Origin of the sequence: Halomonas sp. R57-5, assembly GCF_900070345.1 — a bacterium.
GTDB classification, from domain to species: domain Bacteria; phylum Pseudomonadota; class Gammaproteobacteria; order Pseudomonadales; family Halomonadaceae; genus Vreelandella; species Vreelandella ventosae_B.
In genome coordinates, this window is sequence record NZ_LN813019.1 from 1,051,199 (window position 1) to 1,064,970 (window position 13,772).

The window sequence follows — 13,772 nt, forward strand, 5'->3', positions numbered from 1 at the left end:
TGGTCGTGATGATGACGCAACATTCAAAGCCGGATACGCAGCGTGTGGCCCAAGCGACATAACGCCAGGGCGACAGGCAATGAGACGATCACAAGATAGCAAAAACGCTAGTCAGCATGATGTACATTAACAGTTACGCCTGACGACCATAGCACGCGTGAACCACCTGATCCCTTGCCGAACTCAGAAGTGAAACCGCTTAGCGCCGATGGTAGTGTGGGGTCTCCCCATGCGAGAGTAGGTCATCGTCAGGCACTTATTATGAAAAATCCCCCAGGGCTGATGCCTTGGGGGATTTTTTTTGTGTTGGGTGAAGGGTAAGTCGTGAATCGTGAGTAGAAAACGTTGGTGAATGGGGGTCTCCCCAATATCCTGTTCCGCCTCACGCCTCACGCCTCACGCCTCACGCCTCACGCCTCACGCCTCACGCCTCACGCCTCACGCCTCACACTAAGGCTATCCGCAGATTGTCTCCAGGGCTTCAATCAAACTATCCATCTCATCATCGGTGCCGATGGTGATACGTAGGAAGTTGTTGAGCTCGGCGGTATTAAAGTGGCGCACCAGAATGCCCCGCTCGCGCAGGCCCGTAAATAGCTGGGCGCCTGAGTAGTCGGGGTGCTGGGCAAGCACGAAGTTGGCCTTAGAAGGCAGCACCTCAAAGCCCAAATTTTCGAGGCGCTGACGGGTACGCTCACGGGTGGTAATCACATGCTCGCGGCAGGCTTCAAAATGCTCGACATCTTTCAGCGCGGCGATGCCTAGTAGGCTTGCCAAACTATCGACAGGATAAGAGTTAAAGGAGTCTTTTACCCGCAGCAGGCCATCAATCAACTCCTGTGAGCCCACCGCATAGCCCAACCGCAAACCTGCCAAACTGCGTGATTTAGAAAACGTGCCGGTGACCAGCAGGTTAGGATAGCGATCAATTAGCGCTACAGCGCTCTCAGCGCCGAAATCGACATACGCCTCATCCACTAGCACTACGCGATCAGTGACTCGCTTAAGCAGTGCCTCAATGGCCTCCAGCGGGTGCGCATGGCCGGTAGGCGCATTCGGGTTGGCAAAAATAACGCCGCTACGGTGCGTGGCCGCCGCCAGCGCATCAATATCGACTTCCCACAGGGCGTTAAGGGGATGCTTACGCAGCTCAACGCCATAAAGATTGGCGTAGACGGGATAGAAACTATAGGTGATCGTGGGTACGTCGAGGGGCGCGTTATGGCGGAAAAATGCCTGGAAGGCAAGCGCCAGCACTTCATCGGAACCATTGCCTACAAAGACTTGGCTGCTCGCTACCTGAAACGACTCCGCTAATGCTTCACGCAGCGCTGCAGAGGTTGGGTCAGGATAGAGGCGCAGATGGTCTGTCGCGTAATCGCGCAGCGCCTCACCGACACCCGGAGCGGGCGGGTAAGGATTTTCATTGGTATTGAGCTTAACAAGCTGCTCGCGTGGCTGCTCACCGGGCACGTAAGGGGTAAGTTCGCGAACGGCCGGACTCCAGTATTGGCTCATAGGGGTAACCTGATTATCCTAGCAAGGTACACCATGGTCGCTTGAAGGCTAACTAAGCGCAAGCATTCGCGTAGCTAGGGGTGTGCGTCGCACCTTGTAGCGGTTATGCTGTCACAAGTGCGCGTAAATAAATGTGATGTCCAACACGAGATTAAGGAGACACTCTATGCAACTTAAGAGTTTGCTGGCCGGTTCGGCCATGTTGGCACTGCTGGCTGGCTGTGCAAGCGGCCCTATGGAACAGCAGCAAGAGGAAGCGGCTGCCGCACAGCAAAATTACCAGGGCTCACTGCCTTGCCGTAATTGCGATGGTATCGATCTGGATGTCACCATGGTGGGTGAAGATATGAGTCCAGCTGAAGAACGCACCTTCACGCTGAACGCCAGCTACCGTAACCACCCTCAGACCCCGCCAGATGAAAACTACGCGGGTAACTGGGAAGTGCTAACAGGTACACCGTCTGACCCGGACGCTACCGTTTACGAGCTGACGCCCGATGGCGATGGTCAGATTTACTACTTCATGCGTATCGATGACAGCACGTTGGAGTTGATTGACCCAGAGCGTCGCCGCTTTGAAAATGGCGAAATGCTGCAGCTAAAGCGTCAGTAACGCGTTAGCCAGTAGTACAAAAGGCGGCCACTGGCCGCCTTTTGTGTTTGTAGCGGTGAATAGCGTAACGCAGGCAAGTGCAACAGGTTTAAGCAATTTAGCGCTTGTGGCAACTCAGCGAAGATAAGCCATAAAAGCTAGCAACAGTAGGAGTGTAATGGCAGTGGCTAAAGCCAAAAGCGCCTTTGTATGCACCGAGTGCGGCGCCGAATACCGTAAATGGCAGGGGCAGKGCAGCAGTTGCCAAGAGTGGAACACCCTCAGCGAAGTTCATTTGGCAAGCGCCCGCCCCGGTGGGGGTGCAACCCCCGGCCGATCTGGCTACGCGGGTGATCTGTCGCGCGAAGTGATCGACCTGGGTAATGTGGATCTCAGCGAAGTACCACGTATGAGTTCCACCTTCGCAGAGTTTGACCGTGTGCTGGGCGGCGGGCTTGTGCCTGGCTCTGCGGTGCTGTTGGGGGGCAATCCTGGCGCGGGTAAATCGACCCTACTGCTGCAAACGGCCTGCAAGCTGGCCCAGCAGCGTCGTATCCTCTATGTGACGGGGGAGGAGTCGCTCTCTCAGGTCGCCATGCGTGCCCATCGCTTACAGTTGCCCACCAATGGTTTGAAAATGCTGGCCGAGACCAGTGTAGAAACTATTCTGGCGGTGGCTGAGCGGGAGAAACCAGAGATTTTGGTGATCGACTCCATCCAAACCATGCATCTGGAAGATATAGCTTCTGCGCCTGGTGGCGTTGCCCAAGTGCGCGAGTCGGCCGCCGCGCTGACGCGCTTTGCCAAGAAGACCAATACCGTCTTATTACTGGTGGGGCACGTCACCAAAGACGGTTCACTGGCTGGCCCTAAAGTGCTTGAGCATATGATTGATGCCTCGCTGTTATTAGAAGGCGGTGCAGACTCACGCTTTCGCACCCTGCGCGGACAGAAAAACCGCTTTGGTGCCGTTAACGAGCTCGGCGTTTTCGCTATGCTAGAGCAGGGCCTTAAAGAGGTTAAAAATCCCAGCGCGATCTTTCTTTCCCGTCAGGAGGAGCAGGCCCCAGGTAGCTTAGTCATGGTCGTCTGGGAAGGCACTCGGCCGATTCTGGTCGAGGTTCAGGCGCTGGTGGATGAGTCCGCGCTGGGTAATCCACGCCGAGTCGCCGTCGGCGTGGATCAAAACCGTCTGGCCATGCTGTTAGCGGTACTTAATCGCCACGGCGGCCTGTTTACCGGCGACCAGGACGTATTTTTAAACGTCGTCGGAGGTGTCAAAGTGCTCGAAACCAGCGCTGATTTGGCAGTACTGTTGGCGGTGGTCTCTAGCCTGCAAAACCGAGCCCTGCCCAAAGAGCTGGTGGTCTTTGGTGAGGTTGGACTATCGGGCGAAATACGCCCGGTGCCCAGTGGTCAGGAGCGCATCGCCGAAGCCGCCAAACACGGTTTTCTACGTGCCATTGTACCCCGCGCTAATGCCCCCAAGCAGCCGCCCAAAGGTATGGAGGTCATTGCCGTGGATAAGCTTAGCGACGCGCTGGACGCTCTGTAGTATGCGCCATGCTGGGCTAAACTGATGATATTCCCCAAGTGCCAAGGAGAGACACGATGAGTTCGATTCGCTTGACCCAATATAGCCACGGCGCAGGCTGCGGCTGCAAAATCGCCCCAGATGTGCTGGATGGGATTCTGGCCAAGGCAGGGCCAGCGGCGGGCCATAAGCGGCTTATCGTCGGCAATCAAGGGCGCGAGGATGCGGCCGTCTACGATCTGGGCGATGGTCGCGGCATGATTGCCACCACGGACTTCTTTATGCCCATTGTCGATGACCCCTTCGATTTTGGACGTATCGCCGCCACCAATGCCATCAGCGACGTTTACGCCATGGGCGGCAAGCCAGTGATGGCGTTAGGTATTCTGGGCTGGCCGCTGGATAAGCTTAGCGCTGAAGTAGCGGGCGATGTAATGGCTGGTGCCCAGGCGGTGTGTCGCGAATTAGGCGTTGCTCTGGCCGGTGGCCACTCTATCGATGCGCCCGAGCCAATTTTCGGGCTCGCTGTGAACGGCTTGGTCGATCTAGACAAGCTCAAGCTAAACAGCACCGCCAAGCCCGGTGATCTGTTGTTCTTAACCAAACCGTTAGGCGTGGGTATGTTAACCACGGCAGAGAAACGTGGTTTGTTGGAAATGGGCCATCACGGGCTTGCCCGGGAAACCATGCTCAAGCCCAATAACATTGGCGTGAAGTTGGCCGATGTGAAAGGGGTGAACGCCATGACCGATGTCACTGGTTTTGGTTTAGCAGGCCACCTTGCGGAAATGTGCCAAGCCAGCAGTGTGATGGCACAAATTGATTTCCGTAAGCTGCCACGTCTCGCCGAGGCGGAGTCGTATCGTCGCCAGGGAGCTGTGCCTGGCGGTACGCTGCGTAATCGCGATGCCCTGGGTGAAAGCCTGCCCGCCATGGACGAAGCCCACTGGCAGTGGTTATGCGACCCACAAACCTCCGGCGGCCTGCTGCTCAGCGTTGACCCCGCCTGGGAAGATGACGTTGAGCGCATCGGTCGTGAATTCGGCCTGTCGTTACACTCATTTGGAGTAATGAAAGCGCGTCAAGGCAACGCCTCCATTGAGGTGGTCGGGTGACACTAGCCACGACGCCAGCGGTATTGAGTTTAATCAGAGAAGAGCAGCCGCTAATTGATGTGCGCGCCCCTGTGGAGTTTGCCCAGGGCGCGCTGCCGGGGGCCGTCAATCTGCCCTTGATGGTCGATAATGAGCGTCATCAGGTCGGTATTGCTTATAAAAGGCACGGCCAAGCCGCGGCGATTGAGCTGGGCGAGCGTTTAGTCAGCGGCAAGGTCAAGCAGGCCCGGATAGCGGCGTGGCAGACGTATTTAGCCGAGCATCCGGATGCGCTGATTTACTGCTTTCGCGGTGGGCTACGTTCAAAAATCGCACAGCAGTGGCTGGAAGAAGCCGGTATCTCAAGGCCGCGCTTAGAAGGTGGTTGGAAAGCCATGCGCCAAGCGCTGTGTGAGCGCATTGACGCGGCCGCGCTTCAACCCATGCTGGTTGTCTCGGGGCTGACCGGGTGTGCAAAAACGACGCTGATTAACCAGCTTGAGAACGGCGTTGACCTGGAAGCCTACGCGCACCATAAAGGCTCTGCCTTCGGGCGCAGGCCCGAAGAGCCTGCCACGCAAATCAACTTTGAGCATGCGCTGGCCAAGCGGCTAATTGGGCTGACGGAAGGGCTGGTCATCGAAGATGAGTCCCGCCAGATTGGTAATGCCAATATTCCCTTGAGCTTCTGGCGAGCGCTGCAGCAATCGCCACGGGTGCGTATCGAAATGCCGTTGGATTGGCGCCTCGCTCAAATCCAGCAGGACTATATTATCGATCTGGAGCTGGCCTATGCCGCTCGCCATGGCGATTATCAAGGCTGGCAATTAATGCAGGCGCAGTTAAGCAACGCGCTTATTCGGTTAGGAAAACGCTTAGGCAATGCGCGCCTGCAGCGCTTACAGCGGCTGCAGGCACTGGCCTTTAAGGAGCATGCCCAAGGCAACCCTCAAGCCCACGAAGCCTGGCTTGCGCCGCTACTTACCGAGTACTACGACCCGCTTTATCGCTACCACTTAGAGAAGCAGCGCGACGCTGCTCCGCCAGAAATCCATGTGGGTGATTGGGATAGTTGCTTAGCGGCCGTCAGGCAGTGGAACCGCTGACGGCCATATATCTTGCTGCGGTTACGCCGCTTTAAGCCACTGAGTCATAACGCGATCCAGTAGCGGCGCCAAATTAATAAAGCGGTTAGGGGTCTCAAGGATCTGCGCATCGTCCTGAATATAGCGGGCGGCGGCAGGCGATGCATTGGGCCACTCGGCAGTGCCCAGCAGCTGTTTTACGCTAGCCGCGGTGGCTTCCAGATGGCAGAGCAGGCCGATGACGCGCCCCCTGTCCCAGGCAAATCCTTGCAGCGGCGCTGCTTCGCTACCGCCTAAGGGAAAAGCATCGTCGGGTAGGCTGAAGACGTAGCGGTGCCACATAAAAGCGGTGAATGTTTCGGGTAAATCCAGCGCGCTTTCCGGCGCTAAGGKGACCGTATGCCAGCCTGTTTCAGCATAAGKGCCAGGCGCCACCACTGAGCCCAACGCCTGGGCAATCCAGTGAGCACCCACGCCAATACCCAACAGCGGCTTTTGGCCGTCCAGATAGCGGTTGATCAGTTTTTCTTCAGCTTTAAACCACCCCGCTGATTGGCTGAGCAGCGCCTCTGGGCCATCAAGCACAATCAGCGCATCAGATTCGCTTGGGCGGGGTGTTAGCTCACCTGCGTAGAGATGAAAAACGGTGTAACTATGGCCCATACTGGTTAGCCAGTCGGTTAAACGGGCGGGGCCATGGTCAGGGCCGTGCTGTAGCAGATGAATATGCATGGTAATCTCCTCGCCGGCCGTACAATCATCAAAGCGCTGGGGGATCACCCCAAGCGTATAGAGAAGATAACGTACCCGCTACTTTTCACCAATATCCCACGTCAAGCGATCCAGGAAATCACTATGGTGTCGAAACCTCAGGGCTTTTACCAACGGCTGCAAGAACTCACACTCCCTGCCCAGCAGGCCTTTATGGCGGCGCTGTGTGAGCGCTTGCTGCCTAACTATGTGCTTTATGAGCAAACCACTGGCCAGGGTGATAGCCATACGCTGCGTACTGTGCTGAGTTTGGTTTGGGAACGGCTTAATGTGCCCAATGCCAGTATCGACTTTGCCCGCCAAGCGGAAAAGCTCGCCGAGTGTGAGCCGCCGGAACAGGATGACAGCTTTGGTGCCCGGCGTGCCCTGGATGCGGTGGTGTCGGTTTCGGCGCTGCTGGACACCCTGCAAGGCGACTCCCCAGAGGCCGTGTTGGACGTGAGCCGCACCTCTCGAGCGGGCGTACGCGCCTTTATAGAGCTCACCGAGGGTGAGGTTGACTCCCAGGCGTTGGCGCTGATTATTCGTGATCATCCGCTAATGGCCGACGAAAATGACTTCCAGGACGCCGTGCTGGAAGCCGTTAGTGAACCGCTGGATAAAGCGGCGATGAAAGCGGTGCGCGAACTAGGTCACAATGGTGGTATCAGCAATCTAGGTTTAACGCTGGACGAGGTTGAGGAGTAGCGGTTAAAAGCGCACCCCTGCAGTTATCATCATGCCGGCGGCGCCAAATACAATCAGGTCAGATTCAAACCGGCCCCACTGGACACCGATACTGGGGAGTACTGCCGGGGCGATTTCCAAGTGATTGAGCGGAATCTTGTCGCGATACTCGCCCTGGTAGCCGCGCAGGAGCCCCCCGGTCAGTTTGGCGCGCACGTTTAACCCCTGATCGGTTTGCCAAAGAGGAAATTCCCGCCCTGCATAGAAGTACCATGACGGTTGATCAAAGGAGTTTTTGAACCAAGCCACGCCCGCTAGCCAGTTATTCGGATTATGCAGTTCAATGCTGATCAGGTCTTGCTGGTTAGTGTGTTCCGGGTCGGGGCTGAAGTGGCGGGTATAAAGGCTGGTTTGCACCAGGGTATGATCCCACTCCAACGACGGAGGCCAATCAGAGAACGCTGTAGCAGGCATACTAAACAGCAGGCCTGCTAGCCATCCCATCCATGGATGTGAGCGAAACATTCGACGTTCCTTGTTGATAAAGGGCATTTTAAAGGCGCATTTCAATACCGCGTTCGGCCATATAGCGCTTCGCTTCAGGAATGGTGTACTCGCCAAAGTGGAAAATGCTCGCGGCCAGCACTGCGTCGGCGCCACCTTTGAGTACGCCATCGACGAAGTGATCCAGGTTGCCCACACCACCTGAGGCAATGACTGGCACGCTCACCGCTTCGGAAATCGCATGGGTCACGCCCAGGTCAAAACCAATCTTGGTGCCGTCGCGATCCATGCTAGTGAGCAACAGCTCTCCCGCGCCGAACTCCACCATCTTCTTCGCCCACTCAACGGCATCCAGGCCTGTTGGGCGGCGGCCACCGTGGGTGAAAATCTCCCAGCGAGGCGTTTCACCCTCTTCAGAGACCCGCTTGGCGTCAATGGCCACCACAATGCACTGGCTACCAAAACGCTCGGCGGCTTCGCGCACAAACTCAGGGTTGTTGACCGCCGCGGTGTTGATCGAGACTTTGTCTGCCCCGGCGTTCAACATGGTGCGAATATCGTCACAGCTGCGAATGCCGCCACCGACGGTCAGCGGGATAAATACTTCCCCAGCGATGCGCTCGACCATCTCCACCGTGGTGTCGCGGTCTTCGTGGCTGGCGGTAATATCGAGAAAGGTAATCTCGTCGGCGCCCTGCTGGTTATAGCGCTGGGCAATCTCCACCGGATCACCGGCATCGCGAATGCCGACAAAATTAACGCCTTTGACTACGCGTCCGGCGTCTACGTCCAGGCAGGGGATAATGCGTTTAGTAAGGCTCATGAGCCGCCTCCCGTTAGTTGGTCGCTCAATCGCTGGGCTTCGGCAACATCCAGGCTGCCTTCATAAATCGCCCGGCCAGTGATCGCGCCCAAAATACCGCTGTCAGCCACCTCGCAGAGTGCTGTGATGTCGTCCAAATTGGTTACACCACCCGAGGCAATCACCGGTAAACCACCTTCACGGGCCAGCGCAGCGGTGGCTTCCACGTTGACGCCCTGCATCATGCCGTCGCGGGCAATGTCGGTGTAGACGATGCTGGAAACGCCATCGTTGGCGAAACGCTTGGCAAGCTCAGTGGCTTTAACCGTAGAGACCTCTGCCCAACCGTCGGTGGCAACATAGCCATCTTTGGCATCCAGCCCCACAATCACATGGCCGGGGAAGGCGCGGCACATCTCGCCCACAAATGCAGGCTCTTTTACCGCTTTGGTGCCGATAATGACGTAAGAGACACCGGCACTTAAATAATGCTCAATGGTTTCCGCACTGCGAATACCGCCACCAATTTGAATCGGCAGGTTGGGGTAGGCGCGGGCAATCGCCGTAACAGCGTCGCCATTCATCGGCTTGCCTTCAAAGGCGCCGTTTAAATCCACCAGGTGCAGTCGGCGGGCGCCTGCCTCTACCCAGCGGGCCGCCATAGCGACTGGGTCATCTCCGTAGGAGGTCGCGTCTTCCATGCGGCCCTGTTTCAACCGGACACACTGGCCATCTTTGAGATCAATAGCGGGAATTATCAACATACAAAATCCTCTCAGGGCGTCCAGGTGACAAAATTTTCAAGCAGTCGAAGGCCTGCGCGGGAGCTTTTTTCCGGGTGGAACTGCACCGCGAAGGTCGAATCCCGGCCAATGGCCACATGGGCGCTTACCTTGCCGTATTGAGTCGTGCCAAATACCTGGGCATCTTCCGCGGCATTCACGTAGTAGCTGTGCACAAAGTAGAAGTGTTCGCGGTTATCAATACCGGCCCACAAGGGGTGTTCATGGTGCTGCTCGACCACGTTCCAGCCCATATGGGGGACTTTCAGGCGTTGTTCGTGGGCATCGCGCATATCGCCTGGGAAGCGATCCACGCTGCCTTTAAAGAAGCCCAGGCACTCCACGCCGCCATTCTCTTCGCTGCGCTCCAGCAGCATCTGTTGACCCACGCAGATTCCCAGCAGCGGTTTAGCCTGGCGGGTTAAAATATCGTCCACCAGCCCGCGTAATTCGGTGCGCTCAAGTTCGCCAACGCAGTCGCGAATGGCCCCTTGGCCAGGCAGTACCAAGCGGGTCGCGCCCAGGATGCGGCGCGGGTCGCGGGTAATGACGACATTCTCATGGGTCACATGCTCCAGCGCTTTGGCCACGGAATGTAAATTACCCATTCCATAGTCGATTACAGCAATGGTCATGAAGCGCTCCTTGGAGAAGTGGACAAAATAGGGCTAACGGCACAGCCCGTGGCATCGCGCAGGCTACAGCGCAGCATTATAAGCTCCCTTTGGTGGAGGGCATTTGGCCTGCCATGCGCGGGTCTTCCGCCACGGCCATACGTAGCGCCCGGCCGAAGGCCTTAAAAATCGTTTCCGCCTGATGGTGGGCATTAAAACCTTTAATATTGTCGATATGCAGCGTTACGTGGGCATGATTGACGAAGCCTTGGAAAAACTCCCAGAACAGCTGAGTGTCCATACTGCCGATGGTATCGCGAGTAAACTCTACGTTCATGTGCAGCCCTGCCCGACCAGAAAAATCGATCACCACGCGCGAGAGTGCTTCATCAAGGGGGACATAGGCGTGCCCATAGCGGTAAATACCGCGTTTATCGCCAATGGCTGCAAAAAACGCCTGGCCTAGCGTAATACCCAGGTCTTCTACGGTATGGTGGTCGTCAATATGCAGGTCGCCATTGGCGTTGATGTCGAGATCGATCATCCCATGGCGGGCAACTTGATCAAGCATATGATCCAGAAACGGAACGCCGGTTTGGCAATTGAGACGGCCTTCACCGTCGAGATTGACGCTGACCTTGATCTGCGTTTCGTTGGTGTCACGGCTAACCGTGGCAATACGCGCTGACATGTTGCATCTCCTGCGCTAAGGCGCACTCTGAGGGACGGCCGATGGCTCTGCATCAACTTACCATTATTTGATCAGCCTATGGCGAAGCGACCATTATAGTGAATCGGCGCCTTCATCCGCTACAATGCGCGAAATGTAGCCGCAATCAATTGCGGCAGTAATAGCAGCCAGGCTGCTTTGGCGAAGAGGATTTCACCATGCCGGTGACACTGCACCATGTCGACCAGGCCCGTTGGGAGGCCGATGAGCAGGTGCGCCTTGATCTGATGCGCATCTACCAGGATGCGCCCCAAGAGCGCATGCCCACTCCAACGGTTGAGCCATTTATTGAACAACATTTTGCAGGCCAGCACTTTTTTGCCTGTGCACTTTTCAATGACCGGCTGCTGGGGGCCGTTGCCGTTCAAGAGGGCGAAGACCGAGCGTGGTGGCTTTCAGAGCTCTGCGTGCGCAAAACCACCCGCCGCCGTGGCGTCGGTTCGCGCTTAATGGCCCTGCTGGGCGAGCAAGCCAAGCAGGAAGGCCGCGTTCTGCGCATTGAAACGTCTACCTTACCACTGGCCGACCGTGTGCTGCTCTCCAAGCTAGGTTACCGGCCAATGGCTAATCCAGAGACTCCGGCGGCGGGAATGCCCGCCACCAGCGATTTTGTTGAGCTAGACCCACAAGGGAAAGGGTAATGAAACAACTATTACGTATTGTACTGGCAGCCGTCGGTATTCTTGCCATCGTCGCGGTCGCCGCCGTGGTCTATKTGACCMCCTTTCTGGATCCAGAAGACTTTAAGCCCCGTTTAACCGCCGTTGTTGAAGAGCAAACCGGGCTCAACTTGGCGCTGGAAGGCCCCATTACCTGGTCATTCTACCCGCGTATCGGCGTTAGCGTAGAGAAAGCCCGCGCCTGGTTGCCCGAGCAGGCCGAAGATAGCGCTGCTTTTGCGGCGATTGACCGCGCGGAAGTGAGCGTGGCATTCGGCCCGTTGCTACGTGGGGAAATTGCCGTTGACGGCCTAACGCTAGACGGTATGCGCCTTAACCTGGAGCGCGACGCTCAAGGCGAAGGTAACTGGGAACCCTTGTTAGAACGCCTCTCTGAACATAATGAGGGAGCGGCTGAAACGGTGCTGGCACCCGCCAGTGCAGGCCCCAATGCAGACGCAGGTAGCCTGGCGGTGGTATTAAGTATTGCCAGCGTTGAAGTGAAAAATGCCGATATTCGCTTCCGCGATGCGCAAACCCAAGCGCTGTGGCGCATGCAGCAACTGAATATCTCGGGTAGCAACGTTAACCCACTGCGCGCCTTCCCATTGAAGGCCATGTTTACGCTGACCAAGCATAATCGACTTGATGCCGAAGTATTGGAACGCACCCCCGATCTTACCAGCGAGATTAATCTCGAAACGCGCGTGCGGCTTGGCTTGGCGGATAAGCTGTTTGCCCTGGAAAATATGGCACTGMCCACCCGAACGACTAAAGGCGCAGAGGGCGAGCCACAGCAGCTCAGTTTAAAAGCCGCCGAACTCGTTGCACGTATGGGCGAACAGCAACTGACCATTAAAGAAGGGCTGCTTGAAACGGGCCTGCGCAATGCGGATAACTGGCAGGGTAGTTTGGCGCTGGCCCTTGCCTTTGGTCTGGAGAGCGATTGGCAGGCACAAACGGCCCAGTTGAAAGAGCTACAGCTCACCGGGCCGGATGGTCTCAGGGTCAGTGGGCACCTTAATATTGAGCAGCTGCGCGATGCGCCGCGCTACCGTGGCCAGCTAACGGCAGCCCCGTTTACGCTACGCCCCTGGCTGGCCCGTGCAGGCGTTACGCTTACTACAGCGGGTGAGTTGGCGCTCAGCGATGTGGCCATGACCAGCCCTATTGAAGGCGATGCCGAGCAGTTCTCACTGCCTAGCCTTTCGTTGGTAGTTGACGACAGTACCTTTACCGGTGAACTATCGGCCGCGCTGGATGGCTCACGCTTGGCGTTCGATTTAGCCGGTGACCAACTAGACCTTGATCGCTATCTTCCCGGTGAGGCCACCGCCAAACAGGCGAGTCGCGGCTTGCTACGCAAAGCCTTTGCTCAGGAAAACAACACATTAGTGCCGCAATCGTTGCTCAGCGGGCTGGCGTTAGAGGGCGACCTGAGCGTGGATACGCTTATTTTTGCGGGCCTGACCTTCAACAATCCACGCTTGCAACTGCGTGGCGACGACGGCGTTCATCGGCTAACGGCGTTTGAGTCAGGCTTCTATGAGGGTGAACTCAGCGCTACCGGCCAGGTTGATGCTACGGATTCCATCCTTGAGKGGGCGCTATCGCCGACTATTAACAACGTTCAGGTGGCGCCGTTGATTGAAGCGATCAGTGAAAAAGAGGAGGCATCACCACTGCGCGGTCGCTTTAATTTAACCGGGGATGTCACCAGTCAGGGCAATACCCGTGAAGCGCTTATCGGCAACCTCAATGGCGCGCTTAATGCTCGTCTAAACGAAGGCGCGATTTTGAATACCAATATTTCCAAGCAGATGTGCGAGCTGGTGGCTCAGCTAGAAGGGCAGGGCACCTTGCGGGATTGGCACACCGATACGCGCTTTGAGCGTTTTGATGCGACTTTCCAGATTAGCAACGGTTTAGTGGAGAGTGACGACCTGCTAATTACCCTGCCCGGCATCGATGTGCGCGGAGAAGGCGAACTCAATCTCGCTAGCTTGAACTTCGATAGCCGTGCTAATGCTCGCTTGGTCGACACCGCTGACGCGGCCTGTGAGGTTAATCCGCGTCTGGAGCAACTGCCGTTACCCGTGCGCTGTGAAGGTAATTTCGGCGATGAGCGTACCGAGTGGTGCCGCTTTGACCGCGAGATGTTCCAGACCGCCGTGGTTGACCTGCTGCGTAACGAAGCCGGGGATCGAGTGGATGAAGAGCTGGAAGAGCGGTTGGGCGACTCGTTAGACGAACTAGATGAACGCCTTGGCGAAGGCGCTGCTCAAGAACTCCGCGACGGCCTGCGTAGTCTGTTTAACTGAGTATCTCGACATTCTGAACTGAAACAGTCCCTGTAGCGCCGGCCTAAACGCCGGCGCTTTTGTATAGTGACTAGTTCACCACCTTACTTTTAGAAAGCTT

General features: G+C 56.7%; 14 protein-coding genes and 1 rRNA gene. 8 read left to right on the forward strand and 7 right to left on the reverse strand.

Annotation, left to right across the window (positions count from 1 at the left end; all coding sequences use genetic code 11):
- The first annotated feature begins 138 nt into the window (after positions 1-138).
- Positions 139-254: ribosomal RNA gene (gene rrf, locus HALO_RS04695) — 5S ribosomal RNA — on the forward strand.
- A 202-nt stretch (positions 255-456) separates the two neighbouring features.
- On the opposite strand, the gene hisC is transcribed toward rrf, so the two are convergent.
- A complete protein-coding gene (hisC, locus tag HALO_RS04700) occupies positions 457-1,518 on the reverse strand; it encodes a histidinol-phosphate transaminase (RefSeq protein ID WP_081899180.1) in 1,062 nt (353 codons plus the stop codon).
- Positions 1,519-1,684: 166 nt separating this feature from the next.
- Here hisC and HALO_RS04705 point away from each other — a divergent pair, with 166 nt between their 5' ends.
- From HALO_RS04705 to mnmH, 4 genes are all read left to right on the forward strand, one after another.
- A complete protein-coding gene (locus tag HALO_RS04705; protein WP_035585624.1) occupies positions 1,685-2,131 on the forward strand; it encodes a copper resistance protein NlpE N-terminal domain-containing protein in 447 nt (148 codons plus the stop codon).
- Positions 2,132-2,294: 163 nt separating this feature from the next.
- Positions 2,295-3,665, forward strand: coding sequence for a DNA repair protein RadA (gene radA, locus HALO_RS04710; protein WP_050714124.1), 1,371 nt, complete (start codon positions 2,295-2,297; stop codon positions 3,663-3,665).
- 56 nt (positions 3,666-3,721) lie between these two features.
- Positions 3,722-4,759 carry a selenide, water dikinase SelD gene (gene selD, locus HALO_RS04715; protein ID WP_035585623.1) on the forward strand — a complete coding sequence of 346 codons (1,038 nt, stop codon included), beginning with the start codon at positions 3,722-3,724 and terminating at the stop codon, positions 4,757-4,759.
- The gene (mnmH, locus tag HALO_RS04720; protein ID WP_035585622.1) at positions 4,756-5,844 is read left to right on the forward strand and encodes a tRNA 2-selenouridine(34) synthase MnmH; all 1,089 of its coding nucleotides are present in this window, start codon (positions 4,756-4,758) and stop codon (positions 5,842-5,844) included. Before selD ends, mnmH begins: the two co-directional genes overlap by 4 nt.
- Positions 5,845-5,865: 21 nt before the next feature.
- Here the strand turns inward: mnmH and HALO_RS04725 are convergent, their stop codons facing one another.
- Positions 5,866-6,555 carry a type 1 glutamine amidotransferase gene (locus tag HALO_RS04725; protein ID WP_050713123.1) on the reverse strand — a complete coding sequence of 230 codons (690 nt, stop codon included), beginning with the start codon at positions 6,553-6,555 and terminating at the stop codon, positions 5,866-5,868.
- Between the two features lie 123 nt (positions 6,556-6,678).
- Here HALO_RS04725 and HALO_RS04730 point away from each other — a divergent pair, with 123 nt between their 5' ends.
- Positions 6,679-7,281: a YjaG family protein gene (locus tag HALO_RS04730; protein ID WP_035585768.1), complete on the forward strand. Its 603-nt coding sequence runs from the start codon at positions 6,679-6,681 to the stop codon at positions 7,279-7,281.
- Between the two features lie 3 nt (positions 7,282-7,284).
- Here the strand turns inward: HALO_RS04730 and HALO_RS04735 are convergent, their stop codons facing one another.
- The 5 genes from HALO_RS04735 to hisB all read right to left on the reverse strand — a co-directional run bounded on the left by HALO_RS04735 (position 7,285) and on the right by hisB (position 10,653).
- Complete coding sequence (locus HALO_RS04735) at positions 7,285-7,785, reverse strand: hypothetical protein (RefSeq protein ID WP_035585620.1); 501 nt, start codon at positions 7,783-7,785, stop codon at positions 7,285-7,287.
- Positions 7,786-7,813: 28 nt separating this feature from the next.
- Positions 7,814-8,587, reverse strand: coding sequence for an imidazole glycerol phosphate synthase subunit HisF (gene hisF, locus HALO_RS04740; protein ID WP_035585619.1), 774 nt, complete (start codon positions 8,585-8,587; stop codon positions 7,814-7,816).
- Positions 8,584-9,330: a 1-(5-phosphoribosyl)-5-[(5-phosphoribosylamino)methylideneamino]imidazole-4-carboxamide isomerase gene (gene hisA / locus HALO_RS04745; RefSeq protein WP_035585618.1), complete on the reverse strand. Its 747-nt coding sequence runs from the start codon at positions 9,328-9,330 to the stop codon at positions 8,584-8,586. Before hisA ends, hisF begins: the two co-directional genes overlap by 4 nt.
- Before the next feature lie 11 nt (positions 9,331-9,341).
- Positions 9,342-9,983, reverse strand: coding sequence for an imidazole glycerol phosphate synthase subunit HisH (gene hisH / locus HALO_RS04750; RefSeq protein ID WP_035585617.1), 642 nt, complete (start codon positions 9,981-9,983; stop codon positions 9,342-9,344).
- Positions 9,984-10,059: 76 nt separating this feature from the next.
- Positions 10,060-10,653, reverse strand: coding sequence for an imidazoleglycerol-phosphate dehydratase HisB (gene hisB, locus HALO_RS04755; protein ID WP_035585616.1), 594 nt, complete (start codon positions 10,651-10,653; stop codon positions 10,060-10,062).
- A 197-nt stretch (positions 10,654-10,850) separates the two neighbouring features.
- Between hisB and HALO_RS04760 the strand changes: the two genes are divergently transcribed.
- Entirely contained in the window at positions 10,851-11,333 is a 483-nt protein-coding gene (locus HALO_RS04760) for a GNAT family N-acetyltransferase (RefSeq protein WP_035585615.1), read from the forward strand.
- Complete coding sequence (locus HALO_RS04765) at positions 11,333-13,672, forward strand: AsmA family protein (protein ID WP_050713124.1); 2,340 nt, start codon at positions 11,333-11,335, stop codon at positions 13,670-13,672. Before HALO_RS04760 ends, HALO_RS04765 begins: the two co-directional genes overlap by 1 nt.
- The last annotated feature ends 100 nt before the right edge of the window (positions 13,673-13,772 follow it).